The sequence below is a fragment of the Flavobacterium sp. P3_A6 genome, assembly GCF_056403035.1.
In genome coordinates, this window is record NZ_JBFUGG010000003.1 from 331863 (window position 1) to 357693 (window position 25831).

The 25831-nt window shown below is 33.6% G+C and carries 22 protein-coding genes and 2 tRNA genes; 13 read left to right on the forward strand and 11 right to left on the reverse strand.

The features are described from left to right. Positions 1-83: 83 nt before the first annotated feature. Positions 84-2501 carry a DUF5916 domain-containing protein gene (locus AC1DVP_RS04995; protein WP_477182436.1) on the reverse strand — a complete coding sequence of 806 codons (2418 nt, stop codon included), beginning with the start codon at positions 2499-2501 and terminating at the stop codon, positions 84-86. A 112-nt stretch (positions 2502-2613) separates the two neighbouring features. Further along, entirely contained in the window at positions 2614-5007 is a 2394-nt protein-coding gene (locus AC1DVP_RS05000) for a DUF5916 domain-containing protein (protein WP_477182437.1), read from the reverse strand. A 172-nt stretch (positions 5008-5179) separates the two neighbouring features. Here AC1DVP_RS05000 and AC1DVP_RS05005 point away from each other — a divergent pair, with 172 nt between their 5' ends. After that, the gene (locus AC1DVP_RS05005; RefSeq protein ID WP_477182438.1) at positions 5180-5917 is read left to right on the forward strand and encodes a murein L,D-transpeptidase catalytic domain family protein; all 738 of its coding nucleotides are present in this window, start codon (positions 5180-5182) and stop codon (positions 5915-5917) included. Here the strand turns inward: AC1DVP_RS05005 and AC1DVP_RS05010 are convergent. Then, positions 5906-7486, reverse strand: a complete 1581-nt coding sequence (locus AC1DVP_RS05010; protein ID WP_477182439.1) for a L,D-transpeptidase family protein — start codon at positions 7484-7486, stop codon at positions 5906-5908. The two genes, AC1DVP_RS05005 and AC1DVP_RS05010, sit on opposite strands and share 12 nt — an antisense overlap. 392 nt (positions 7487-7878) lie before the next feature. Here AC1DVP_RS05010 and AC1DVP_RS05015 point away from each other — a divergent pair. Both AC1DVP_RS05015 and AC1DVP_RS05020 read left to right on the forward strand, forming a co-directional pair. Beyond that, a tRNA-Gly gene (locus tag AC1DVP_RS05015) sits at positions 7879-7951 on the forward strand. 44 nt (positions 7952-7995) lie between these two features. After that, positions 7996-8071 (forward strand) — tRNA-Gly (locus AC1DVP_RS05020). A gap of 146 nt (positions 8072-8217) precedes the next feature. Here the strand turns inward: AC1DVP_RS05020 and pepE are convergent. Further along, positions 8218-8925: a dipeptidase PepE gene (gene pepE / locus AC1DVP_RS05025; protein WP_477182440.1), complete on the reverse strand. Its 708-nt coding sequence runs from the start codon at positions 8923-8925 to the stop codon at positions 8218-8220. 190 nt (positions 8926-9115) lie between these two features. Between pepE and AC1DVP_RS05030 the strand changes: the two genes are divergently transcribed. The 7 genes from AC1DVP_RS05030 to AC1DVP_RS05060 all read left to right on the forward strand — a co-directional run bounded on the left by AC1DVP_RS05030 (position 9116) and on the right by AC1DVP_RS05060 (position 15531). Further along, positions 9116-9886: a carboxypeptidase-like regulatory domain-containing protein gene (locus AC1DVP_RS05030; RefSeq protein ID WP_477182441.1), complete on the forward strand. Its 771-nt coding sequence runs from the start codon at positions 9116-9118 to the stop codon at positions 9884-9886. Between the two features lie 41 nt (positions 9887-9927). After that, positions 9928-10653: a hypothetical protein gene (locus AC1DVP_RS05035; protein WP_477182442.1), complete on the forward strand. Its 726-nt coding sequence runs from the start codon at positions 9928-9930 to the stop codon at positions 10651-10653. A gap of 180 nt (positions 10654-10833) precedes the next feature. Beyond that, positions 10834-11592 carry a hypothetical protein gene (locus AC1DVP_RS05040; protein WP_477182443.1) on the forward strand — a complete coding sequence of 253 codons (759 nt, stop codon included), beginning with the start codon at positions 10834-10836 and terminating at the stop codon, positions 11590-11592. Next, positions 11589-12092, forward strand: a complete 504-nt coding sequence (locus AC1DVP_RS05045) for a DUF6702 family protein (RefSeq protein WP_477182444.1) — start codon at positions 11589-11591, stop codon at positions 12090-12092. Before AC1DVP_RS05040 ends, AC1DVP_RS05045 begins: the two co-directional genes overlap by 4 nt. Positions 12093-12158: 66 nt before the next feature. Continuing rightward, a complete protein-coding gene (locus AC1DVP_RS05050) occupies positions 12159-14408 on the forward strand; it encodes a M1 family metallopeptidase (protein WP_477182445.1) in 2250 nt (749 codons plus the stop codon). A 164-nt stretch (positions 14409-14572) separates the two neighbouring features. Beyond that, the gene (locus tag AC1DVP_RS05055; RefSeq protein WP_477182446.1) at positions 14573-14971 is read left to right on the forward strand and encodes a Sec-independent protein translocase subunit TatA/TatB; all 399 of its coding nucleotides are present in this window, start codon (positions 14573-14575) and stop codon (positions 14969-14971) included. Beyond that, positions 14971-15531 (forward strand): phosphatase PAP2 family protein, encoded by a 561-nt coding sequence (locus AC1DVP_RS05060; protein ID WP_477182447.1) that lies wholly within the window; start codon positions 14971-14973, stop codon positions 15529-15531. Before AC1DVP_RS05055 ends, AC1DVP_RS05060 begins: the two co-directional genes overlap by 1 nt. Positions 15532-15570: 39 nt before the next feature. On the opposite strand, the gene AC1DVP_RS05065 is transcribed toward AC1DVP_RS05060, so the two are convergent. From AC1DVP_RS05065 to AC1DVP_RS05095, 7 genes are all read right to left on the reverse strand, one after another. Further along, positions 15571-16212 (reverse strand): O-methyltransferase, encoded by a 642-nt coding sequence (locus tag AC1DVP_RS05065; RefSeq protein WP_477182448.1) that lies wholly within the window; start codon positions 16210-16212, stop codon positions 15571-15573. A gap of 202 nt (positions 16213-16414) precedes the next feature. After that, the gene (locus AC1DVP_RS05070) at positions 16415-16969 is read right to left on the reverse strand and encodes a YceI family protein (protein ID WP_477182449.1); all 555 of its coding nucleotides are present in this window, start codon (positions 16967-16969) and stop codon (positions 16415-16417) included. A 1-nt stretch (position 16970) separates the two neighbouring features. Beyond that, complete coding sequence (locus AC1DVP_RS05075) at positions 16971-18284, reverse strand: hypothetical protein (RefSeq protein ID WP_477182450.1); 1314 nt, start codon at positions 18282-18284, stop codon at positions 16971-16973. A gap of 84 nt (positions 18285-18368) precedes the next feature. After that, positions 18369-18932: a YceI family protein gene (locus AC1DVP_RS05080; protein WP_477182451.1), complete on the reverse strand. Its 564-nt coding sequence runs from the start codon at positions 18930-18932 to the stop codon at positions 18369-18371. Between the two features lie 754 nt (positions 18933-19686). Next, positions 19687-20238: a YceI family protein gene (locus AC1DVP_RS05085; RefSeq protein WP_477182452.1), complete on the reverse strand. Its 552-nt coding sequence runs from the start codon at positions 20236-20238 to the stop codon at positions 19687-19689. A gap of 21 nt (positions 20239-20259) precedes the next feature. Next, on the reverse strand, positions 20260-21642 hold the full coding sequence (locus AC1DVP_RS05090) for a hypothetical protein (protein ID WP_477182453.1): 1383 nt from the start codon (positions 21640-21642) through the stop codon (positions 20260-20262). Between the two features lie 11 nt (positions 21643-21653). Continuing rightward, complete coding sequence (locus AC1DVP_RS05095; protein WP_477182454.1) at positions 21654-22217, reverse strand: YceI family protein; 564 nt, start codon at positions 22215-22217, stop codon at positions 21654-21656. Positions 22218-22831: 614 nt separating this feature from the next. On the opposite strand from AC1DVP_RS05095, the gene rlmN reads away from it, so the two are divergent. The 3 genes from rlmN to AC1DVP_RS05110 all read left to right on the forward strand — a co-directional run bounded on the left by rlmN (position 22832) and on the right by AC1DVP_RS05110 (position 25825). Beyond that, the gene (gene rlmN, locus AC1DVP_RS05100) at positions 22832-23875 is read left to right on the forward strand and encodes a dual-specificity RNA methyltransferase RlmN (protein WP_477182455.1); all 1044 of its coding nucleotides are present in this window, start codon (positions 22832-22834) and stop codon (positions 23873-23875) included. 114 nt (positions 23876-23989) lie between these two features. Then, on the forward strand, positions 23990-24967 hold the full coding sequence (locus tag AC1DVP_RS05105) for a polyprenyl synthetase family protein (RefSeq protein ID WP_477182456.1): 978 nt from the start codon (positions 23990-23992) through the stop codon (positions 24965-24967). Positions 24968-25267: 300 nt separating this feature from the next. After that, a complete protein-coding gene (locus AC1DVP_RS05110; protein WP_477182457.1) occupies positions 25268-25825 on the forward strand; it encodes an RNA polymerase sigma factor in 558 nt (185 codons plus the stop codon). Positions 25826-25831: the final 6 nt, after the last annotated feature.

The window sequence follows — 25831 nt, forward strand, 5'->3', positions numbered from 1 at the left end:
TTATTGTCGTTTCCTTTTTTAAATAATGGCAAAAATGCCAAATTTTTCTGCTTCAAAAATTATTAATAAAGCCAAGATGCTGTCTACAAAATATTTTTGACTTGATTATAGTCTATGAAATACTTCACGCTAACTGATAGAACATGACTCAAATCCTTATTATTAAGAAGGCTGGTGTAGTTGCTGCCAAAATCTTTGTTGATCAGATTGTCATATTTTGCGGCGTTGCTTCGGTATAAAATTGTCAATTGGCTTCCGGGGGCAAACCACCAGTTGTAGGATACATCCAAATTCCAAGTGATGAGGTTCTGATTTTTGTTGTCAGCATACGTGTCATAAGGGGTTAGCCTGCCGTTGTTTTCAAGTTCGTAGAAACTTTTGTTTTCGGTATAGGACCAATAATAGCGGGCTGAAATTCCAAAATTCATTTTACTGCTCAACGAATATTTGCCGTTGAGGTTATTGGTGTAATTGATGACATTTCGGTTGGCATAAATTATGACATCAGGAGGCAGAGCATCATTGTTGAAACCATTGTCTACATAGCCTTTGTTGTTGTTTTGGCGAAAAAAATTGAATTCATAATTTAATGCTAAGCGGTCATTGAAACGGTATCTCGGACTTAAATAAAAACCATACGAATTTCTGTGCGGTTCACTCAACACTGCTATTGACGGATTGAAATCAAAAGCAAATTTGTTGTTGTAATTGGTCGATATCGAAAACCAGCTCCCAAAACGGGTAGGATTAATACTGTATCGGCCTTCTTTTCTGGGTTCGTAGTAATTATAGGTTTCAACAGGACGGTATTCTAACCCAAAACCTATATAATGATTCTTTTTTGTAGTGGAATTAACGTTCAGATTGATTTGGTCTGATTGTAATTTGCCTGTTTCTTTTTGGAATTGAGTATAGGCGTTAATGTTGGTATTGAAAGAATTGAACGTTTTAGTCGGCTTAAGAATGCGATAACTGGTATTGCCATAAAAACTATAATAATTGGTTTCGAAATTAATTCCCAAATCGTTATTATCAAAGTCTTTTGTGATCATATTGGTTTCTGTATAAAAGCGGTATTTACCGCTGGTTTTTGAAAAGCTCAATAAGGAATTGATTCCTTTTTTTTTGTCTTCGATTTCGTTTACATAACTGTATTTGAAATTTCCGGCTAAGTTATAGGTGTTTTTGGCGGTGTTTAAATCCCAAACCAATGCCGATACATTCCCGTCTCTGAAGGAACCGTTTCTTGTAACATTTGTATTGATTAATGATACCGAAGAGTTTTTATGAAAACGCTGGTCAAAAACTAAGACATTGTAGTTTGTTAAAGGTTCTGCTAAGACATTGCGTGTTTCTTGAGTGATGGTGTCTTTGACGATTGCATATGTTTTTTGAGTAACGGCATTTAAAAACCCAATTCCGAGTCCGCCTTTTGTTCTGCCCGATATTTTGGTGGCATTGTACAAATCAACGCTGGCTGGATTTTCTGTTACAACTTCATTTGCCTGCTTTTCAGGTGAAGTGGAAGGCGGTCCGCCAATTCTTCTGGAATAGAAAAGATTTCCCTTGCTGAATAAATCGGTTCCTTCGGTAAAAAAGCCTCTGTTTTCATTAAATTGCTGTTCGAACGGACTTAAATTCAGTATCCGGTCATCGTATTTTGTTTGCCCAAAATCTGGAATAAGCATGGCATCTAAGGTGAAAGCATCATTTATTCCATATTTAATGTCTAAACCGCCTTTTAATTCTCCGTAGGTTTTTTGGTCGGCATTGGCATACGTATAAAAAGAAGCATACGGCAAAAAGAAAAGTCTTGTTGGTGTTTTTATATTTTCAATTCCCTCGACAGTTCCATTTTGTTGGGTAAATGTTCCAATTTTGTTGTCAATTAGATTCCATGAATATTTTTGGCGGTCTCTTCGTATTTCCCTAAAAAAGTTTACTCCCCAAGTTTGTTTGCTTTCGCTTGAAAAACGCAGTGCGGCATAAGGAATCCGCATTTCGACAACCCATCCAAAAGAGGTGATAACCGCCTTGCTGTCCCAAACTGCATCCCAAGAATAATCTTCGCCATTGTTGTCTGTTGCTAGGCAGTCGGCTTGACCGTCGGCGGCATTTACAAAAAACTGAAAATTTTGCTGTCCATCATTATATCCATTGATGAAAATACCGAAAAAGTCGGCTGTTCCAAAATCATCCCTTTTGTTAATTTCCCTTAGAATTTTGTTTGGTTCGTCATCATACATCAAAGCGCCAACATAGATGGCCTCGTTGTCATACAGTACACGGACTTCAGTTCTTTTATTTTGGGGAACGGCTTTTCCATTGTCTGGCTGAAACATAACAAAATCAGTTGCTATTGGCACAGATTGCCAAACGGCTTCGTCTAGTTTTCCGTCCAAAGTAATCTTTTCGGAAGAGAACTTTGTCTGCAAAGATTTCTTTTGGCTATGTGCAATAGTACAGCATAAGAGTAAAAAAAGTAAATAATGCCTTTTCATGAAATTAACAGTTAAATAGCTTAGCTTTTAAATGTTTCTAAAATTTAAAAATAGCTAGCTCTTGAATAGACTGTCTAATTATAGTTATGTTACAGTTATAACAAATAAAATATTAAAATTTGTTTTTTACCACATTGTAGTCAATATAATAGCGAATGCTGACTGAAAATATATTTATCATATTGCTCCTGAAAATGTCTGAAAGATTGCTTGAAATGTCTTTCTTAACCTGATTGGTTTCTTCTAAGGCGTAATTTCGGTACAGGAGAATAATTTCGCTTCCGGGAGCAAACCACCATGAGTAAGAAAGATCTAAATTCCAAGAATTGAAATTTCTGTTTTTGTTTAGATTGTAACTTGAATTAGGAGTTAGGCTTCCATCGTCTTGTAGGGTAAAAAAATCATGGTTTTCTGCATAGGACCAATAATACCGGACATCAAGATTTAAAGCCATTGTGTTGGTGATCGCAAATTTTCCAGTGAGTATATTGGAAAGAATTTCTCTGTTTCTTTCCGCAAAGACAATACCGTTATTGTCATATCCAATTCGGCCTCGATCATTTTTTTTGTTAGTGTATTCTAAAGCGTATTCCAAAGAAAATTGATTGCTAAACCGGTATTTTGGATTGACATAGACGCCATATGTCTGCCTGTTTTCTTCTTCATATTTTACAAAAGAAGCAGTTGCATCAATTGTAAATGCATGGTTTCTGTTCCATTCAAATCCAAAATAAGAAGATAGCCTTTTGGGAACACGGACATAGCGGCCATAAACGCGGGGTTCATAGAAGTCATAAGTTTCCTGTGGTGTATAAAGAACAGAAAATTCATAATAAGTGTTGTTTAAAGAGGAGGCTCCAACAGTAGTTTTTAGATAATCTTCTTGAAATTTTTCTGTCGTATTTTGAATCTCTAAATTGGCTTCCTGTGTTATTTTAAATGAATTAAAAACGGTAGTCGGGTTAAGAATTCTATAGCTTATATTGCCATAAGCGGCGTGATAGTTGGTGTAAAAAATTAATCCAAGATCATTGATATCGTAATTTTTTGAAATATATTTTCCTGAAATTTCGTAACGAATTTTTCCGCTTGTTTTTTCAAAATTCAATGCTGTTTTATAGCCATTATAATCTTCGTAGGTGTTTATGCTGCTGTATTTAAAATCTCCGTTTAAGCTGTAGCTGTTTTTTTTTGTATTCAAATCAAACAAAAGACCCGAAACGTTTGCGTCTCTAAATCCGCCGTTACGGATTGTGTTGGTATTGATAAAGGTTATGGACGAATTTTGGTTAAAACGCTGGTCTAATACTATTATGTTATAATTGGCAAGCGGCTCAATGGTTTCTTTTCTTGTGACAGAAGTTATTGTATCTTTTATTGTGGCGTATGTTTTTTCTGTGATGGCATTCAAGAAACCAATTCCTAACCCTTTTTTGGTACGGCCTGACACTTTAATAGCGTTGAGTAAATCTACAGTGCTTGGATAATCTGTAATTACTTCATTTTTTTTCAGAATAGGTTCAGTACTTGGAAAACCTCCAATTCTCCGGGAATAGAATAAGCTTCCTTTAGAAAACAGTTCGGTTCCTTCGGTAAAGAAAGGCCTGTTTTCGTCTAGTTTCTGTTCGAATGGCTCTAGGTTCAAAATTGCATTATCAAATTTGGTCTGACCAAAATCAGGAACTAAAATTGCATCCAGCGTAAAAGCGTCACTGATTCCATATTTAATATCTAAACCGCCTTTAAAGGTGTTATCTGATTGATAGCCATCTTTTTGATAATAAAACGAACCGTAGGGGATGAAGAATAATCGGGTAGGTGTTTTAATGTTTTCAATGCCTTCTAATATTCCGTTTTGGGTAAGTTCCGCTCCAATTTTAGTATCAATCCGGTTCCAGGAATATATCTGTACATCTCTTTGTATGTTTCTTAAGAAATTAATTCCCCATATTTGTTTAGATGCATTAGGGAAACGTATTGCGGCATACGGAATTTTCATTTCCACTATCCAGCCTTTATCGGTAATAGCAGTTTTGCTGTCCCAAATAGCGTCCCATGTAAAATCTTTGTAGTCTTCGGTTGCAATGCAGTCTATCTGGACTCCGGCTGCGGTCACATAAAATCGGAAGTCCTGCTGCCCGTCATTAAATCCATTGATAAAAACCGAAAAATAATCTGTTACGCCAAAACTGTCCCGATTGGTAATTTCCTTTTTTATTTTGGATGGGTCATCGTCGTATAATGTGGCGGCGATATAAACAGCGTCATTGTCATATAATACTTTTATTTCTGTTTTTTTATTTTCATTTATCGGTTTACCGTTATCAGGCTGATACATGACAAAATTGGATGCTGTTTCTGCTGACATCCAAGCTTCTTCATTTAGTTTTCCATCAATTGAAATTCTTGAAGTAATAGAATTCGTATGAATAGTTTTCCTTTGGCCATAAATATGGACAATGCTTGAAATTGTTAAAAACACAATAAAATTGCGAGTTAATGACATAAAAAACAGTGGTTTATATCAAAAGTAAGGAAGTTTATTATAAAATATCATTTTCCGAGTAATTTTTTTTCGCCTTAAATAAACGACAAAACGTTAATTTTATCGATAAAATGCATTTTATATTTTGATAAGTGATTATTGTTTGTATTTTTGAAATCCCTAATTGATTATAATGAATAGATACACAGTAGTTTATAGGTTGGTTTTTGCGTTTATTTTCGTTTTTAGTTTATTTGCATTTTCAGGAAACGTAATAAATACACATAAAAGTATTTCAAAAAAGAAAATTGCTTCTGTTTTGAAACCTAATATAGATTCCAAAATTGAAAGCGTTTATAATGCTTTGCAGGCAAATCAATTTGAATTGCCTAAACAAGCATGTTTTAGTGAAGCCTTGAAAGGATTTTATTCATTACAGGAAAAAGGGATAGTAAAAAGCAACATATTGACTCTTGTTGATTTTAGTTTGTCGTCTAATGTAAAGCGCCTTTGGATTATTGATTTGTCTAGTAATTTAGTATTGTTTCAAACATTAGTAGCTCACGGAAGAAATACTGGAGAGGAATTTGCTAATGATTTTTCAAATACGCCGGAATCTTTCAAAAGCAGTTTAGGGTTCTATGTTACAGGAGAAGTTTATAATGGAAAGCATGGTGTTTCTCTAAAATTAGACGGTTTGGAAAAAGGCTTAAATGATAATGCCCGCAACAGAGCAGTTGTTCTTCATGGCGCCGATTATGTTTCGGAATCTTTTATAAAGAATCATAAACGATTAGGCAGAAGCCAAGGATGTCCTGCTGTTCCTGTCGAATGTATTTCAGAAATTATTACGATGATTAAAGGGCAGTCGTGTTTGTATATCTATCATCCTTCAATTATTAAATCAAAAGAAAATAATCTAGTTTCGTAATTGTGTGTAGAGATCGGCGTCTAAATTGTAAATGTCTGTTCTAAAAATTAATTTGTTGTCCTCACTCCACGCTGTCCAGTACCATTGGTATATGGCATAGCGTTTTTTTATGCCTAGAAAAAGTGTTGTTTTTGTAGCGACAATGGAGTCTATTTTTTCCATTGAATACTTTTCTGGATTGTCTAGCAAGAGTTGGGCAAATTCCAAAGGTTTTTCAATGCGTACACAGCCCGAACTTAGGGAGCGGTTGTTACGCTCGAATAAATTACGGTGATTAGTATCATGTAGATAAACACTGTATTTGTTTGGAAAATTAATTTTGACAACCCCAAGAGCATTGTAATAGCCTGGCTTTTGTACATAGCGATATCCTCTTGGCCTGTTGGAATCCCATTTTGCTGGATCAATTTCATTGTTTTTGGAATCGTATATTCCAATTCCTTTGTTTTTTAAAGCGTTTCTGTTTTGGATCATTTCAGGAATGAGGTCTTCTTTTAAAATGGTTGGCGGCACTGTCCAAGTAGGGTTAAAGACTATAGTTTGCAATATAGAGGTTAATACGGGAGTTTTTCTTTTGTTTTTTCCCACAACAATGCGTTTGCTCATTATAATGTTTTGATCTTCTATTACATTTAAACTGTAATTCGGAATGTTAATTAGTACATAATTTTGAGCAAATGATTTGGCATACCATCTCCAGCGTTCCAGATTGGCTATGATTTGATGTTTCCTTTCTTCTTTGGTAAAATTCAATGCAGTTACTGTGCTTTTGCCAATAATACCGTCAGAAATTAATCCGTGACGGGTTTGGAATTTTTTTACAGCTTCGACTGTTTCAGTATCATAATGTGAGGTGATGCTGTCATTGCTTTCTAAATCTTTCCAATACAATAGTTTTTTCTTAATATTAATTACGGCCGGATTGGTGGCGTTGGGTCCTATTTTTTCATCTGATGCAACAGGCTCAGTCTTGTCTTCCGGGAATTCATTTATTAGGGATAATGCTTTTATTAATTTTCCATACGTCAATGCTCTGGGCTGGCATTTTGTTATTTCACCTGCCAAAGAGTCTTTTTCTAAGGCGTCATTTAAAATGGCTTTGGTATCTAATTCTTTAATAGGTAAATCCCAGTTAGGATACAGTTTTTTTGGGTTTAGTTTTCCGTTATGCAGGTGAGTGAGGTATTTTTGAAAATTATAAGTGAGCAATAAATCATAATTTACTTGCTCATCTTCATTGAGTTCTGTGAATTTTTTTTCTAATTTCAGTAATTTAGAAATAGCGTAGTCTGATGGATTCAATCCTTCTGATTCGCAATTTTTAATTGTTTCAAGGATCGTTTTTCTGTTTTTTTCAGACTGCCATACTGTTTGATTGTTTCTGGAACTATAAAAATCTGCAAGTGATCTACTTCTAAACGGGCTGATTAATGCACTGTCAAATTCAATGATTTCTCCTTCTTTATCATTTGAATCGGATATCTTGAAAGTGTCCAAATTGATAATGGATTCTTTTTTGCCGCAGCTTAGAAGCGCTAGTAAGACAATAAATAAGCAGTATTTATTCATTTCTTTTGTTTGTTTTTTTTAAACATTAAGTAATGTTAGCCATTTCTTGTATTTAATAGCAACTGCAAAGATGCTATTATTAATTTAAAATATTGATATTATTCTTGTTAAAATGTATTCTAAAAACCATTCAAAATGATTTGCTTCGGATGAATTATTTTCTTCAAATTTACATATTTTGAATGGATTTCCTTTTTTGAAGGCTCCTTACCGTAGAGATTAGACTTGCAAAGAGGCTATTGACTTGATGTTTTTCATGATTATTGAATAAAATAGAATCATAACATTTTAGTTTTAAAATGGTTGTAGGCATTGTTGAAAAATGTCTGTTTATTTTTTTAAAAAAATTTGCAAATAACTGTTTTTATTATTTATCTTTGCACCTCAATAATGCGAAAGTAGCTCAGTTGGTAGAGCTCCAGCCTTCCAAGCTGGTTGTCGCGAGTTCGAGCCTCGTCTTTCGCTCTAGAATCATTTTTTTGATTTAAGGGTAAATTTTAATGATTAATGCGAAAGTAGCTCAGTTGGTAGAGCTCCAGCCTTCCAAGCTGGTTGTCGCGAGTTCGAGCCTCGTCTTTCGCTCCAAAACCTCAAATTTTATTTGAGGTTTTTTTTTGCTCAAAAATTTATTTTTTTTACCATTAAGAAATTATAGGGACATTAAGAGTTTTTAAAGCTTAATTATTCTTAATTTCTTAATGGTTTATTTTTTTAATGTGAGTTTGAATGTCTTAATTTAAAAAACTCAAGTCACTTCCGGTTTCCAGTTCTTCGGGGGATTGATTTTGTCTAAAAAGACGGGCTTGTAAATTCCCTTTCAAAGTAATTTTTTCTCCTTTTACATCCAGCCAGCTTCCTTCTCGAAGTCCCAATACAGGCAATGAGTTGAAGGCATGAAACTCTTTTATTCTTGTTTCTCTTGTTTCTCCCATGTGTTTGGATTGATTGTCTGGATCTAAATAATGGGGATTTAAATTGAAAGGAATCAATCCTAAAGTCTGAAAACTAGGAGGATAGATAATTGGCATGTCGTTTGTGGTCTGCATTGTTAATCCGCAAATATTGCTTCCTGCGCTGGTTCCCAAATATGGTGTTCCTTTTTTAACAGTTCCTGCGAGTATATCCATCAGATCGTTTTTGTACAATTGAGTTACCAACAGGAAAGTATTGCCGCCACCTGTAAAAAAACCTTCGGCATTTTGGATGGCAGCCTTTTGATTTTCAAATGTGTGGATGCCTTTCAGTTCAATATTTATTTTTGCGAAAGCTACAGATGCTTTAGAGGTGTATTCGTCATGTGAGATGCCGCTGGGTCTTGCAAATGGTATGAAAAGCACGGTTTTGCAATCCTTAAAATGCAATTGCAGTTCGGGCAATAAATAGTCTAAGTATTCTCCATCATATAAAGTTGAAGTGCTGGCAATAATGCAATTTTTCATTTTTTTTATGTGTAAATATTCTTTGTAAAGGTATAAAATGATTGCTTTTTTATATGTTGATGCAATATTTTAATTAACAAACTTTTACAAATGCATTAATAATTAATTTGGAGAGGTTTGGGATACTTTTACATTTTGTAGATGAAGTTGGGATTAAGATTTTTTTGATATATGAACTAACAGATTGCTCGTGAAGAATAATTTTACTTTTTTGTTTATTTCTTTTTTCATAATTCACCTGACCGCAGCTCAAACAAATGTTGAGAAATGGATAAATGGGCAAGTAACGGTCAATGATATATCTCCTTTAGTAGGTGTCAATATCACGAATACTTCAAGTAAAGTTATGGCTGTTTCAGATCAATATGGTCATTTTTCGATTTTTGCTAAGGAAGGGGATATTCTGAATTTTTCGGCAGTTAATTATGAAAACTTGCGAAAATTCATCAATAGACAGGAATTTAATTTAGGAAGTATTACGGTTAATCTGACCCCAAAAATCATTGAATTGGATGAAGTGGTTATCAATAAGCATCCGGATATAAGTGCAGAGAATTTAGGGATAATTCCAAAAGATCAAGTCAAGCTAACTACAGCTGAAAGGAGGCTGCAGACCGCTGGTGACTTTAAACCTATCCATTTATTAGGTTTGCTAGGCGGGATGCTGGCGGTCGATCCAATTTTGAACGCCATAAACGGAAGAACTAAAATGCTGAAAAAAGAACTCTCTATCGAAAAAAAGGAGTTTTTGATGGCAAAGCTAGAGAACTTGTTTGAGGATAAATATTATATAGAAACCTTAAAAATACCCGAAGACCTCATTAAAGGATTTCAATATTATTGTATTGAAGATCTTGATTTTGTCAGATCATTAAAGGAGAAAAATAAAACCATGAGTATGTTTTTGATAGTTGGACTGGCTTCAGAATTTAATAAAAACCAAGGGCGTGATAAGAAATAATGAAGCAAAATTCTTTATGAAAAGACAAATTGTATTTATGTATGAAAAATAATTTAATTGTATTATTTGTTTTTTTAGGGCAATGCCAGTTCTTGACGGCACAGACTAATACTGAGAAAATCATAATTGGTACTGTAGTCTGCGATGCAAGAAATCTGGAAGGAATCAGTGTGATTAACTGCATGAATAAGATGATGGCTGTTACCGATAATAATGGCTGTTTTTCAATCTTGGCTAAAGAAGGAGATATACTGAATTTTTCGGGTATTGATTATAAGTATTTGAAAAAGTATGTTTACAGGCATGAATATAAGTCAGGAACTATGGTGGTTGACATGGTTTTTAACAGTGTTGAATTGGAAGAGGTGATTATAAATAAAAAATCGAATATAAGTGCCGAAAATTTAGGGATAATTCCTCGCGGACAAATTAAGTTTACGCCACAAGAAAGGAGGCTTTATTCTAACTCGGGAGGGATACAAGGGCTTTATAGTTTTATTTCTGGCGAAAGAGAAACTCTTAAAATGAATGTTGAAATTGAAAAGAAAGAGCTGCTTTTGAAAAAAATGGAATATATGTTTGATGAGAAATACTATGTCAAAACCTTAAAAATTCCTGAGGAGCTTATCAAAGGATTTCAATATTATTGTGTTGAAGATTCTGAATTTGCAAAATCATTAGATGGCAAAAATAAGTCAATGTCCATGTTTCTGATGACAAATTTAGCTTCTGTTTATAATCAAAATAGAACTGAAAAACAGGAATAATACAAAGGAGAGTTTGTTAAAATATGGGTTTGCGGATTTTTATTTGAATCTGGATTTAATGAAAAATAAATAGACTTCTTAAACTTAAGTTTTAAATAAAGTTGTAATTTTAATAGGTAAAAAAACGTAGTTTTGGATTTAAGATTTCCTTAACTGTTTAAGTCACCTAAGTAATTATAAATGAAAAGTATATTGAAAATTTTTGTTTTGTTTTTAAGTTGTCAATTTTGTTTCGGACAGATGCTAACTCGAAAAACATTACATGGAAAAATAGTTAATGATTCTACAGCGATTGAAAGCGGTTTGGTTTTTAATGTAAATTCACAGACAGGAGATTTGATCGACAGTAAAGGATTGTTTAGCATTTTGGCCAAAGCCAATGATACTTTAGTTATTACAAGTTTGGGTTTTAAAAGTGTAAAAGTAGTGCTTAAAGTTTCAGATTTTACTTCTTCCTTTTATAAAATAAAATTACATGCAGTTGCTAATGAATTACTTAATGTGGTTGTTTATGCTAAGCACGTACAGCATCCTGAATTTGGAAATACCCAAAAAATTGTTGATACCCAGTATTTTGATGACAGTCAATCGTCTCCAAAGAACATTTTGATGATGCCTACAGGCACAGGTGATCCTAATGCCATGGATGTTATTCGTGTATATAATAAAATCTTTAAAAATTTATTCAAAAATAATCCTGAAAAATCTGATTTTGTTTCTAATGTCAGTTTCACGAATGTTGCTATACATAGTGTCAGTTATTCTTTTTTTACTGATAAATTAAAAATCAAGGATGATCAAATTGGGCTCTTTCTCTTATATTGTGAGAACGACCCTAAGTCGAAAACCTATCTTGATCCCAAACAGCAGATAGAGATTATGGATTTTTTAATTAATAAATATGATGCCTTTAAACATATTGCTTCTGTAGAAAAATGAAAAAACGGATAGTTTCATTATTTTTATTGGCTTTTATCTTTTCGATGAGCAGTTTTGGCATGCATAAATTTTACATGGCCATTTACCAAATTAATTATGCTCCCGAAAAGAAAATGCTTCAAATAACGACCCGTGTTTTTGCAGATGATCTTGACAAGGCTTTAGAGAAAAAATACGGTAAAAAGTTTTTTTTTGGAACAAATAAAGAAACAGCTGAGTCTTTAGAACTGTTAAAAAAATATCTGGCTGAGAGGTTTTCTTTAAAAATTAACGGACAATCAAAAACTATGAATTTCTTAAGTAAGGAAATGGATGGAGATGTGCTGGTTTGTTATTTAAGTATTAAAGAAATTTCGAAAATCAAAGAAATAGAAATTTATAATTCGATATTAATCGATTGTTTTGCTTCACAGCAGAATATTGTAAATGTGACTGCATTTAATGTAAAAAGAAGCTTCCTTTTTACAGAAACATCAACTAAAGAAGTGTTAAAATATTGATGGTTAACAGCAATTTTGTTAAAAATTATTATTTTCACCGTTTAAAAACCACTCTAGCTTTAGTTTATGAGAAAATTTTCACTATTATTTATTCTTCCAACAATTTTATTGGCCCAGGAAAAGGCAGTCACTCCTGCTGTTAAGCAAGCAGGTAAGTACGACACAAACAAATTTAGCCAAATGTATGATTTATTGGCAACTCCAAATATGTTTCGTACAGCATCCGGTGCGCCGGGGCCTGCTTATTATCAGCAACAGGCTGATTATAAGATTGATATTGAGCTTGATGATAAGAATGCTAGATTAAGCGGATCAGAAACAATTACCTATTATAATAATTCTCCAGATAATTTAGAATATTTGTGGGTGCAGCTGGATCAAAACCAAGGTGCAAAAAATTCTCAAACGCCATTAGTCAAAAACGATAAAATAGAATCTGTTTTAACTCCGGCTAAATTTACAGATGAATATTTAAAACAAGATTTAGAACGTGGTTTTAATATAGAATATGTAAAAGATGCAAAAGGAAATCCGATGTCTTATACGATAAATCAAACCATGATGCGCATCAATTTGGTTACTCCAATGAAACCAGGGGAGAAGCTTAGTTTTTCTACAAAATGGTGGTACAATATTAATAGCTATCAAAAAGAAACTAGTAATGGGCGTTCAGGATATGAATTCTTTGAAAAAGATGGAAACAGATTATACGTTATAGCTCAGTTTTATCCTAGAATGGCTGTGTATAATGATGTTGAAGGCTGGCAGAATATGCAGTTTTGGGGAAGCGGAGAATTTGCTTTGCCATTTGGAAATTTTGATGTGAATATTACGGTTCCTGCAGATCATGTCATTGATGCAACAGGAGAATTAATCAATAGGGGCGAAGTATTTACTGCCGAACAGGTAAAAAGATACGAATTGGCTCAAAAGACATTTGACAAACCTGTGGTTATTGTAACACAAGCCGAAGCCGAAGCGGCTGAAAAAGGATTTTCAGACAAGAAAAAAACATGGAGATTCAGTGCTAAAAATGTTAGAGATTTTGGAATTGCAACTTCAAGAAAATTCATTTATGATGCCATGGCAGTGCAGATGGGAAGCAGAGTGGTTATGGCCGAATCGGTTTATCCAAAAGAGGCTAACCCGCTTTGGGGCGAAACATCTACAAGAACGGTTGCACATACTCTAAAAAGTTATTCATCTCATACTTTTGACTACCCTTATCCAAAAGCAGTATCAGTTTCTGCGGAAGACCAAGGAATGGAATATCCTATGATTTGTTGGAATTATGGACGTCCAGACGAAAATGGAGTGACTAGTGAACAAACTAAGAATGGAATGATGGGGGTTATTATTCATGAAGTTGGACATAACTTTTTCCCAATGATTGTTAACTCGGATGAACGTCAGTGGACTTGGATGGACGAAGGTTTGAATTCATTCATGGAATATATGGCCGAACAGGAATTAGGAACTAATTATCCTTCTCGACGCGGTCCTGCTAAAAATATTGTTCCTTATATGAGCGGAGATCAAAAGTTTTTAGAGCCTATTATGTCGAATTCTGAAAGTATTATTCAGTTTGGTAATAATGCTTATGGAAAACCTGCGACGGGGCTTAATATATTAAGAGAAACTATTATGGGGCGTGAGCTGTTTGATTATGCATTCAAAATGTATGCAAACAGATGGAAGTTTAAACATCCAACGCCAGAAGATTTTTTTAGAACAATGGAAGATGCTTCAGCAGTCGATTTGGATTGGTTTTTTAGAGGCTGGTTTTATTCGACAGATTTTGTTGATATTGGCATTAACAGTGTAAAGCAATACTTTGTTACCGAAACTCCAACAGTAGCTTTAAAAGAAACTAAAGTAAGAAAAGGGCGTTTTGGTTTTGAAAAAGGGCCATTTGTTTATTTAGTCGACGGCGACAATTCGGAATTGAATTCTTCTTCGAAGAAGCCAATGAAACTGGAAGAAGTAAAATTGCTTTCTGATTATGTAGATCAAAATGTTGCTCCAGAAGAGAAAATAAATTTGAAGAATCCTAAATACTTTTACGAAGTAGAGTTTAATAAACCAGGAGGAATGCCAATGCCTATCATAGTTCAAATAACTTATGAAGACGGAACGGTAGATAATTATAAATATCCAGCACAGATTTGGAGGCAAAATAATGAAACAGCAAAGAAAGTATACGCTACTTCAAAAGCAATAAGACAAATTCAGATTGATCCAAAATTAGAAACTGCAGATATTGATGTGACCAACAATTCATGGCCAAAAGGGGAAGCAAAATCAAAGTTTGATTAATTAAGAATGCGATATTAAATTTCTAAGACGCTATGTTTCTATGATTTTGAAAGCTAATAAAGCTTAAAGTCTTAGAAACTTAGAGTCTTAGTTGCTTTTTTTAAGACAATTTTAAAAGACAAAGTTTTAAATTTTAATATCTTTGCTTTTTAAATTCAAAAAATATGTTTGGAATAGGAGGAGGCGAATTAGTTTTTATTTTGTTTATCGTATTGATGCTTTTTGGTTCCGATAAAGTGCCCGAAATGGCGCGGACAATGGGTAAAGCGATGGCACAGCTTAAGAATGCAACCAATGATATCAAAAGCGAAATCCAAAAAGGAGCCGAAGCCAATGGTTTTGATCAAAAAACCTTAAATGATTTAACAGGAGGCATTAATTCCGAGATCAGCAAAGCCAAAAACAGTATTTTGGGCGATACTTCAAATACATTCAACGGAATTACCGATACATTCACTTCCGAATTAAATAAAACCAATGAAAGTTTAGTGAGTGGTACAACAAATCCAGATGGTTCCTCAATTTTGGAGGATATAACTGGGCCAGTAAAACGTCAAATGTAATGCTCGAAAAAATACTTTCGCTAGATACCCAATTATTTATTTATCTTAATGGATTAGGATCCGAGACCTATGATGGGCTTTGGCTTATTATTACTAAGCAGGTCAATTGGATTCCTTTTTTTCTGCTATTGTTTTACCTTATTTATACCAGACTAGGACTGAAGAAGACGGGTTATTTACTGCTTTTCGTTGCTGTTTTAGTATTGGCTACAGATCAAATTACTAATCTGTTTAAATATTCCTTTCAACGAGCAAGACCTTGTAATAACCCCGAAATAAACACCATTATTAGAGTTGTTCAATCACGCTCCTCTTTTAGTTTTTTCTCAGGGCATGCGGCCAATACCATGGCGGTCGCTACATTTTTATTTCTTATTTTTAAAAATCAGTTCAAGTATTTTGGACTGCTGTTTCTTTGGCCATTAATCTTTGCTTACAGCCGTATTTATTTGGGACTGCATTATCCGTTAGACATTCTTTCAGGGTATCTGTGCGGATTAATCACGGGTTATCTTATGTATAAAGGATACCAATGGGCGATTAGAAATAAAAAAATTTAAGAAGAGTAAAGTTATAATAGTAAGAATCTGCAATTTGACTTAAAGCACCCTGCTTACAGTTAATCCATCACGAATAGGCAATAAAACCGTTTCTACTCTTGGGTCTTCTTTGAGCAGTTGATTGTATTCTACCAGTATTTTGGTACTGATGTCGTTGGGATGTATGGGTTCTAAAACTTTACCGCTCCATAACACATTATCCGATAAAATAATGCCTCCCTTATTCATTTTTGGCAAAATCATTTCAAAATAGTTGAGGTAATTTTCTTTGTCGGCATCGATAAAAACCAAATCAAATTTCAAATCCAGATTAGGAATAATGTCAATGGCTTCGCCAAGGTGCTGTACAATTTGTTTGCCCCAAGGTGATTTGTCAAAATGTTTACGCTGAAAATCAACTAATTCTTCCTTGATGTCAATTGTGTGTAACTGTCCATTTTCTTGCATGCCTTCGCATAAACATAAAGCCGAATAGCCAGTGTAAGTTCCGATCTCCAGAATGTTTACAGGCCGAATCAATTTGGAGAGCATGCTTAAAACTCTGCCTTGAAAATGCCCGCTTAACATTCGCGGCAATAATATTTTTTGGTAAGTTTCTTTATTGAGCGCAGCCAGTAATTCGGGTTCTTTTTCTGAATGCTGTTCGATATAATCTTCTAAATCTTGTGAAATGAAATGCATTTTTTGCGTTGTTGAAATTTGCCACAAAGTTATTCATTTAGCATTTATAAAAAAGGAGTTGTATTTGATTTTGAAGAAGAAATTGGATTCGGTTGATTACTTACAGAGTCATTTGATAATATTTTTTTAATCAAAGCCATTCTAAAAACAAAAATACAATATGCATTTGTCTTTAGAATTCGTAATTGCGAAAAGGGATTATTTATAATTTATACAGAACGAAATGAATAACAAACTCATTTTTTACTTTGATGACACCACCCATCTTTGTTGGCGGTTCCAGTCCTATATCAGTAAATTTTACTGCCACAGTTCCTTCGAGTGATTCTTTTGTGTTGGTTAAATTAAGGTTTTGGTATGAAAGTGTTTTGTCAGTTATGCGAAAATTCAAACTGCACTTGTAGTTATTTCCGGAAGGTTTGATGTTGGTTATCGTAACTGTGCTTTTTGGGAATTTGGCCACTTTAATGGTGGTTTTTAGATCTTTATTCATGATTCTATTGCCACAATCAAAATTATCAGTTGAGATTTCGGACTTTAAACTGTTTTTTGTAGCCGAGTTTAAAAAAATAGTGTCTCTGAAAGGATGGGGACAGTTGCAGTTGTATTTGCCTATAGTTGAGTTTCCCAGAATTTCTATTTTTATCTGGTTGATTATTATAGTGTTTGTGTCGGCAAATAAAGAAATAGGTCTAGCACTTCCTAATAAAAGGAAAAGTGCTAAACCCATAACTGTTAATATTATTTTTTTTATCATATTAAAAAGTGATGGCTGCTTCAAACATGACTCCGCTGAAGTTACCGCCATATAAGTCATTTAAACTACTGCCGCTGTACTGGGCGTAGTCAGAATAGTTTTGATTTGTATAGGCTAATTTAGCAATAATATTTTTAGTCATAAACCATCCTAAACTGGATTCGAATCTGTTTACGTTAACTTTATCAGTTGCGTTAGATAATTTTCCGGACACGATATTATATCTTCCGCCAATATAAAATTGTTCAGTATTTCCAAAACGATATACTAAATCGGCAGCGTATTGGTCTACTTTACGGGTTTCGTCACTTCCTTTATGATCACCACCGCTAGTAAATTCAAGAGTTCCGAAAAATTCTAATCCTTTATATTTTATAAAAGGGTTAATCATGAATGCAGTGTACCAGTTTGAATATCCAGGACTGAATCTGTCTGTGGTGGCATTTGTGGCTGGGTCAAAGTTATTTGGAACAGGAACCGCGTTATAATTATAGGCTTGGTGTGACATAACCCCAAAATAACGGCTGCCAGCTCTGTCTGATCCCCATGGATTTGAGCTCATGTTTGCGTTGTGATTGTATGATCCAGTAATTCTTACTCTCAAATCTTTGTCTAATTGTTTGTCATATCCAAGTTTAGCCAATATTGTTGGGCTTACCGTTGTATTCGGATCTGGAGGGGTTGGAGTTGCAGAGCCAAGCACAAACTCGGCAACACCTTGATTTAATTTACCGTTTGTAATTCCTAGCATACTTACTATGCCGTCTCTGTTATAATATACTTCCATTCCCATGTCTGTTTGAAAGGAATCCATGATATTGGCTTCAATAAAAGGATTTAGGAGTGCATTACCATTGTCGGTTCTTCTAAAATGAGAATCACCATAGTTGTTTTCCATTTGGCCGATTTTGATGAAGGTGTATCTCATTATGTCCTCTAAGAATCCTTTTTGGATGAAATCCAGTTTGTCAATTTGTAAATAACCGCCTTTTACCCAAGTTTCATTATGGTGTCTTGAAGAAAGGTAAAGATCGAGATTCACACGTACTCCGTCTGCTAATTGAACTCCAAAAACCAAGTTGGCGGCAGGTAAGTTGAAGTTGTTTTCTAAACCATTAAGTCTGTAATTTGTAATTAATGCACCATTGGAAGCTGTGTATGCACCTTCTTTTTGGTCGTTAAATGATTTTAGCCCTTGGAACTGCATCGCAAATGCACCGCCTAAATCTACACTCATGCCTTCATATTCAATATTACCTTTCTTAACGTCAAACACATTCAATCCGTCTTTGCTTTTTGGTATCTGATTTTGCATTTTTCTAAAAGATACTTGCTGTGCATTAACCGCCACAAGAGATGATGCTCATGCTAATAAGAATACTGTTTTTTTCATAGTTGGCTATTTAAAGTTCAAGTTAAATTTTAATGTCAAATTTTCTCCTGTTTTTATAGTTCCAAGCATAGCTGTTGGCGATTTCATGTCAAAATCTTTGAAGGTTATTTTATTAGACCCTTGTAAATTTATTATTCCGTTGGTTAGGAATATTTTAACTTGGGTCTTTAGTTCTTTGTTTACGCCAGCAATGCTATAGGTTCCTGTTAGATTCCAAGTAGTCTCATTTACTTTTTCGGCAGATTTTAAAACATATTTGATGTTTTTGTTTTTGTCTGATTTTAAAGTTTCATAAGCAATTTTATCCATTTTAGCCTTCTCGCTTTTTATCGTTTCTACAGGTAGTGTAATGCTAATGCTTTTAATAGCAGTTACTTTAGAATCAGTTACGATAAAATTGGCTGTTCCGGTTTTAGATTCGGACTTCATTTCCCAATCATGAAAGGTTGAAGTTCCTGCTACAGAAAAATTTGTTTTAGCGTCCAGAGTATAATTTTTTTGGGCATTTACAGTCAAGATGACTCCAAAAACTGCTATGGCGGTTGAAATTTTTTTAAAAAGTGTTTTCATGATTTTTAAAATAATTAAGTTAGAAATTGAGTTGAAAATATTGTTTAGTTTATAAACTTATCAAATTAACAAATAGAAGCGTTCATGATAAAATTCGAAAGCATAATCCTGTTAATACAAATAAAAAAAATATATTTTATAAAAAATGTAATTCTTCAGCCAGTATTTGTTTTGAAATAATTTTTTATGCTCTCTTATGAATTCTAAAAATAAGAATGACGCTTAAAAATACAATTGTTGTATTGTTATTAAAATGTAATTATATTTTACTTTCAGAAGTTAAAAACATAATTTTACTTTTGGTTTATCAAAAAAAATGATTTGAATATTTTTCTTGATAAGAGTTTCATTTTAATTAATCCGATATGAGGGTTTGTTTTTTCGGATTAGGATTGAAGTAAAATTAATAAAAGAAATGTTAAAAAGTAAAATGTAGTTATAATATTGCTAAATATTTTCTGGGTTTTTAACATTTTTGATCTTTTTTTAATTTTCAGTTTCACCGATTTGCCAGATTTTGTAAAAAAGAGCGAAGATTTTAATATCTAAAATTGTTATAATTAAAATACTATGTGCTAAAGACTTATGATTTTTTGAGATATGCCATTGAAATATTTTGGAGAATTTGCTTTAGAAGGTCAAGTTTTGCAAAATAAGATATGTTTTAAATAACTGTTTTAAAACAAAAAAGTCCTAATAAAAACTTTTGTTTCAATCAGGAGCTGGTAAGAAATAAAATGAAAGATAAATCGAATTATAAAGTATGCAGATTGAAATGAATCACAAATTCATCCTTTACTTTTATAATACCACCCATTTTTGTTGGAGGCTCAAGTGCAATGTCCGAAAAATTTACTGCTACAGTACCTTCTAAAGATTGTTGGGCAGTTTTTAAAATCATATTTTGATAGGAAAGAGTTTTGTCGGTTATGCGAAAATTCAAAACGCATTTATAATTGGTTCCAAATGGTTTTATGTTGGTAATGGTTACGGTGCTTCTTGGGAACTTGGTTGCTTTAACGGTAGTTTTAAGGTCTTTGTTCATGATTCTGTTGCCACAATCAAAATTACTCATTGAAATTTCAGATTTTAAACTGTTTTTAGTATTTGAATTTAAATAGATGGTATCTCGGTATGGAAAAGAATTGGAACAGCTGTACTTGCCTATTGTAGAATTTCCAAGTATTTCTATTTCGAGTCTGTCAATAATGATAATGTTTGGTTCAATTAATGAAGAAATGGGTTTAGCACTTCCTAATGAAAGGAAAAGTGCCAAACCCATTATTGTAATTACTAATTGTCTCATTTGTTAGAATGAAATGCCTTATTAGAATGAAATTGCTGCTTCAAACACTAGGCCGTTGAATTTACCTCCATAAAAATTATTGGCGTTTCCAGTAGGCACGTTTCCAATAAATTGTGTGTAATCTCTATAGTTTTGATTAACATAATCTAATTTTGCTACAATGTTTTTAGTCATGAACCAACCAATGCTTGATTCAAATCTGTCTACAGTAACTTTTTTTGCATCTGCATTAGCCAGTTTCCCAGATACAGTATTGTATTTTCCGGCGATATAGAATTGTTCTGTTTTTCCAAATCTGTAAATAACCTCTCCAGCATATTGGTTAGCAGTACGCTTGTCGTCAACACCTGCTTTATCTCCTCCCGAAGCTAGTTCGGCAGTTCCAAAGAATTCAAGGCCTTTGTATTTTACAAATGGGTTGATCATGATTGAAGTAGCCCAGTTTTTGAAGTTAGGGTTGAAGGTTGCTTCTGGTGTGGAAGTTGAATTATAACTGCCAGCAACATCAACACCGTTATTTTTATAAGCGTTATTGTTTAATACACCCCAAAAACCAAATCCCGATCTAGAAGATGAATATATATTTGAGTTACCCAAGTTTGCATTATGGTAGTAAGAACCTGTAAGTCTAACTCTCAAATCTTTGTCGATTTGTTTGTCATAACCAAGTTTGGCCAATATTGTTGGGCTAACTGCCGTATTTGTATCAGGACCAGCAGTATAAAAAACTTCTTGTGTGCCTTGATTTAAATTTCCATTTGTAGCACCCAACATGCTTACCAATCCGTTTCTGTTGTAATATACTTCAATACCCATCTCAGTACTGAATGCATTCATGATGTTGTTTCCAACGAATGCATTTCTAAGTGTGCTGCCGTTGTCGGAACTTCTAAAGTGAGCATCACCGTAGTTGTTCTCCATTTGTCCGATTTTAATTGTAGCGTATTTCATGATATCTGCAAGGAAGTATTTTTTGATGAAGTCTAGCTTGTCAATTTGTAAATATCCACCTCTTGCATAAGTATCATTGTGGTGTCTTGAAGCTAAATAAATATCTAGATTTACTCTTACACCATCAAACAATTGGGCTCCAATAGTCATATCAGCTGCTGGAAGAACGAAATTATTTTCAGTATTCATTAATCGATATCCTGTAATTTTTGAAGGTGCCGGAAAATTTGCAGGCTGGTCATTGAACGAATTTATTGCCTGGAAATCCATATTGAAAGCACCTCCTAAATCAACGCTGATTCCATTGAATTCTTTATCGTCTTTTTGTACATCAAAAACGTTGATTCCATCTTTGCTTCTTGAAATTTGATTTTGCATTTGCCCAAATGATACTTGAGCGTTTGCTGCGGCCATGGTTAATAGACCTGCGGCTAAGAAATAAATTTTTCTCATGGTTATGGTATTTAATTAAAATTTAAGTTGAATTTTATTGTTAAGTCTTCTCCTGTTTTTATTGCTCCAAACATGGCCGTCGGAGATTTCATGCCAAATTCGGCGAATTTTATTTTGTTTGATCCCTGTAAGTTTACTGTTCCGTTTGTAACAGTTGTTTTTACTTGTGTTTTTAATACTTTGGAAACTCCTGCAATGGTATAGGTGCCGGTAAGATTCCAAGTAGTCTCATTTACTTTTTCAGCAGATTTTAAAACATATTTGATATTTTTGAATTTGTCAGTTTTTAAAGTCTCATAAGCTACTTTATCCATACTCTTTTTTTCGCTTTTAATGCTTTCAGCTGGTAGAGTAATATCGATGCTGTTAATATCTGTTAATTTTGAATCGGCCACGGTAAGATTCGCTGTTCCTGTTTTTGAGGCTGATTGCATTTCCCAATCATGAAGTGTTGAAGTTCCAAGTACTGAAAAATTTGTTTTTGCGTCTAAAGTGTAACTTTTTTGTGCGTTTGCTGATAGGACCATTGCAAGTAATGCTATTGATGCAATAATTGTTTTAAGTGTTGATTTCATAATTTTTCTTTTAAAATAATTGTAATAAAGCATTTCTGTTAACATTTAGATTTTGTATCAAAATCGTTTCTTTATTTTTACTTATACAAATGTATTACGGAATCGAAGCTAAGGATATGATAAAAATCATGTTAATCGAAGTATAAAAATTGTATTTTTCTTAACGATACGGCATAATTGCTAATTATATCGTTTTCTTCTTATTTTTTTTCTTCTTATTTTTAAATGATTAAAATTGCTAACTGCCTGTGTATATGGGAGTTTAAGGTCTTTTAGTGCGTTTGGAACAAAAAAGACATTATTGTCCTTTATATGAATTTTAATCAAGCAGACTTTTTTTGATTTTTTTTGATTTTTTTTTTGTTTTGATTCCAAATTGTATTGTATTTCCTGCATAAGCCTTTAAAGTAAATCAACTGTTTGTTTTTTAACATTTTAAGTTATCGATGTGATTTTTTAGGCATGATTCAAATGAAATTATAAGACATAGTTTTATTGAGGAATCGGCAGATAGATAAAAAAAGTTTAAAAAGGATAAACAGTATTTGAATAGCGTTAATTTAAAATTTTGTTATCAAAACAACATTTCAACAAATAGTCACTAAATTTGCGCCATGCAAATTGAGAAAAAAGACATACGGGCATTATCCAAAGACCAGCTGAGAGATTTTTTTGTAACTAATGGTGACAAAGCATTTCGAGGCAATCAAGTTTATGAGTGGTTATGGAGCAAGGGGGCACATAGTTTTGAGGATATGACCAATGTGGCCAAAAGTACCCGCGCCATGCTGGAAAATCATTTTGTTATTAATCATATCAAAGTGGATACGATGCAGCGCAGTGAAGACGGAACGGTTAAAAATGCCGTTCGGTTACATGATGGATTGGTGGTGGAAAGTGTCTTGATTCCTACCCAAACCAGAACTACAGCTTGTGTATCGAGTCAGGTAGGTTGTAGTTTGGATTGTAATTTTTGTGCTACCGCAAGGTTAAAGCGTATGCGTAACTTGGAACCCGCCGAAATTTACGACCAAGTTATTGCCATCGATAAAGAAAGCAGACTCTATCATAATCATCCTTTGTCAAATATTGTTTTTATGGGAATGGGAGAGCCACTCATGAATTACAGTAATGTTTTGAAGGCTATAGAAATGATTACTTCTCCAGAAGGATTGGGGATGTCTCCAAAACGCATTATGGTTTCGACTTCGGGGATTCCTAAAATGATAAAAAAATTGGCTGATGATGAAGTAAAATTCAAATTAGCAGTTTCGTTGCACTCCGCCATAGACAGCATTCGTTCCAGAATCATGCCGTTCAGCGAAAATTTTCCTTTAGCCGATTTACGTGAAGCGTTGGAATATTGGTACCGAAAAACAAAGTCCAAGATATCTTATGAGTATGTAGTTTGGAAAGGAATCAATGATGATAAAGCTTCGATTGATGCCTTAGTAAAATTCTGCAAATATGTTCCCTGTAAAGTTAACCTGATTGAATATAATCCAATTGACGACGGAGAATTTCAGCAAGCTTCCGAAGAATCGATAAATGCGTACATAAAAGCACTGGAAGCCATCGGGATTGTGGTAAAAGTGAGAAGAAGCCGTGGTAAGGATATTGATGCGGCCTGTGGACAATTGGCCAATAAAGAAGCTTAGATGTCCAACTGACAAATGGTGATAATGCATCTGAACGGAAATAACAATAATTTAATTACACTTAGAATAAATGATTGACGTTTTTTTATTTAAAATAGTATATTTGGCATTCAAATGAATATCACTACACAAATAAAACAGCCAATAGTTAATGAAATGGAACTTTTTGAAAAAAAGTTCTACGAATCGATGACTTCTAAAGTGGCACTTTTAAATCGTATTACTTACTACATTGTCAATAGAAAAGGAAAACAAATGAGACCTATGTTTGTTTTCCTGATGGCAAAAATGGTATCCAAAGGAACTGTCAATGAGAGAACATATAGAGGAGCTTGCGTAATTGAACTGATTCACACCGCAACATTAGTTCATGACGATGTGGTTGATGACAGTAACAGGCGAAGAGGCTTTTTCTCTATTAATGCACTTTGGAAAAACAAAATTGCCGTATTGGTTGGTGATTATTTGTTGTCCAAAGGATTATTGCTTTCCATAGATCATGGTGATTTTGATTTATTGAAAATTATTTCAGTCGCTGTCCGAGAAATGAGCGAAGGGGAATTGCTTCAAATTGAAAAAGCAAGGAGACTTGATATTACAGAAGCCATTTATTATGAAATCATTCGAAAAAAGACGGCTACTCTTATTGCCGCTTGTTGCGCTCTTGGTGCACGATCTGTTGTGGAAGACGAGATTCAGGTAGAGAACATGAGAAAATTTGGCGAACTCATCGGAATGGCTTTTCAAATCAAAGATGATTTGTTTGATTATTCAGAAGAAGCCATTGGAAAACCCACAGGAATCGATATTAAAGAACAAAAAATGACCTTGCCTCTTATACATGTTCTTAATAATTGTACTCCAAAAGAAAAAAGCTGGCTTATCAATTCGATAAAAAACCACAACAAGGATAAAAAAAGAGTTAAAGAAGTGATCACTTTTGTAAAAGACAATCATGGTTTGGCTTATGCCGAAAATAAAATGGTGGAATTTCAGCAGGAAGCACTACAACTGCTAAATGATTACCCCGAATCCGACTATAAAGTGGCACTTATTCTAATGGTTAACTACGTTATCGAAAGGAAGAAGTAATAGCTGTTTCTTAATGCATTTCATTATTCAGTGAAAAGTGATTAGTTTTTTGGTATACTGAAAAGCAATAATCAGCGGTAAAGTAAATTTTTAAAACAAATCCCAAGTTTATTTATTTTATAGTGTAAGCATGAATCCAAGCTAATCATTAATTATTTATTGAAGTTAAGTTTTTGATAAATAGTTGTTTGAGGTATTTGTCTGAATAAATCGTACTTTTATTTTAACTTTTTTTTAAAGCCATGCAACCTTTTTGGTTTAATTCTCGTCTATACTTATAGAAACACTTTATTAAAGATTTTGAAAGTAATTAATTTACATCAGGAAGAAAATGAAATAATTGCATTGGCTGTCAAAAACAACCGACAGGCGCAACAATGCATTTATTCCAAATATTCACCAAAGATGTTAAGCGTTTGCCGACAGTACATAAAAGATTTGCAATTGGCAGAAGATGTTATGATTACCGCTTTCATGAAAGTGTTTGTCAATTTGGGAAGATTTGAAAATAAAGGAAGTTTTGAAGGCTGGATTAGGAGAACGATGATTAATGAGTGCATTTCTTTCATTAGGGTTCAAAAGAAAGTGCATTTTATAGATGATTCAGTAGGTTTTGAAGAAGCAGACGGTGAAACGGATAGTCAGTTTTCTATAGAAGACATTCAAAGTTTAATAGACAGTTTACCGGATGGATATAAAATCATCTTTAATTTATTTGTTATTGAAGGGTATAAACACAAAGAAATCGCAAGTATGCTGAATATTCATGAAGGTACTTCCAAATCGCAATTTGCTCATGCGCGAAGAATTTTGAAAGATCAAATTTGTGTTTTAAAAAATAAAGAGAAGTATTCTTGAGGAAAA

Excerpts from the sequence above, each read along its gene's own strand:
- AC1DVP_RS04995 (WP_477182436.1), bottom strand. The coding sequence starts at position 2,501 with ATGAAAAGGCATTATTTACTTTTTTTACTCTTATGCTGTACTATTGCA.
- AC1DVP_RS05000 (WP_477182437.1), bottom strand. The coding sequence starts at position 5,007 with ATGTCATTAACTCGCAATTTTATTGTGTTTTTAACAATTTCAAGCATT.
- AC1DVP_RS05005 (WP_477182438.1), top strand. The coding sequence starts at position 5,180 with ATGAATAGATACACAGTAGTTTATAGGTTGGTTTTTGCGTTTATTTTC.
- AC1DVP_RS05010 (WP_477182439.1), bottom strand. The coding sequence starts at position 7,486 with ATGAATAAATACTGCTTATTTATTGTCTTACTAGCGCTTCTAAGCTGC.
- pepE (WP_477182440.1), bottom strand. The coding sequence starts at position 8,925 with ATGAAAAATTGCATTATTGCCAGCACTTCAACTTTATATGATGGAGAA.
- AC1DVP_RS05035 (WP_477182442.1), top strand. The coding sequence starts at position 9,928 with ATGAAAAATAATTTAATTGTATTATTTGTTTTTTTAGGGCAATGCCAG.
- AC1DVP_RS05040 (WP_477182443.1), top strand. The coding sequence starts at position 10,834 with ATGAAAAGTATATTGAAAATTTTTGTTTTGTTTTTAAGTTGTCAATTT.
- AC1DVP_RS05045 (WP_477182444.1), top strand. The coding sequence starts at position 11,589 with ATGAAAAAACGGATAGTTTCATTATTTTTATTGGCTTTTATCTTTTCG.
- AC1DVP_RS05050 (WP_477182445.1), top strand. The coding sequence starts at position 12,159 with ATGAGAAAATTTTCACTATTATTTATTCTTCCAACAATTTTATTGGCC.
- AC1DVP_RS05055 (WP_477182446.1), top strand. The coding sequence starts at position 14,573 with ATGTTTGGAATAGGAGGAGGCGAATTAGTTTTTATTTTGTTTATCGTA.
- AC1DVP_RS05060 (WP_477182447.1), top strand. The coding sequence starts at position 14,971 with ATGCTCGAAAAAATACTTTCGCTAGATACCCAATTATTTATTTATCTT.
- AC1DVP_RS05065 (WP_477182448.1), bottom strand. The coding sequence starts at position 16,212 with ATGCATTTCATTTCACAAGATTTAGAAGATTATATCGAACAGCATTCA.
- AC1DVP_RS05070 (WP_477182449.1), bottom strand. The coding sequence starts at position 16,969 with ATGATAAAAAAAATAATATTAACAGTTATGGGTTTAGCACTTTTCCTT.
- AC1DVP_RS05075 (WP_477182450.1), bottom strand. The coding sequence starts at position 18,284 with ATGCAAAATCAGATACCAAAAAGCAAAGACGGATTGAATGTGTTTGAC.
- AC1DVP_RS05080 (WP_477182451.1), bottom strand. The coding sequence starts at position 18,932 with ATGAAAACACTTTTTAAAAAAATTTCAACCGCCATAGCAGTTTTTGGA.
- AC1DVP_RS05085 (WP_477182452.1), bottom strand. The coding sequence starts at position 20,238 with ATGAGACAATTAGTAATTACAATAATGGGTTTGGCACTTTTCCTTTCA.
- AC1DVP_RS05090 (WP_477182453.1), bottom strand. The coding sequence starts at position 21,642 with ATGAGAAAAATTTATTTCTTAGCCGCAGGTCTATTAACCATGGCCGCA.
- AC1DVP_RS05095 (WP_477182454.1), bottom strand. The coding sequence starts at position 22,217 with ATGAAATCAACACTTAAAACAATTATTGCATCAATAGCATTACTTGCA.
- rlmN (WP_477182455.1), top strand. The coding sequence starts at position 22,832 with ATGCAAATTGAGAAAAAAGACATACGGGCATTATCCAAAGACCAGCTG.
- AC1DVP_RS05105 (WP_477182456.1), top strand. The coding sequence starts at position 23,990 with ATGAATATCACTACACAAATAAAACAGCCAATAGTTAATGAAATGGAA.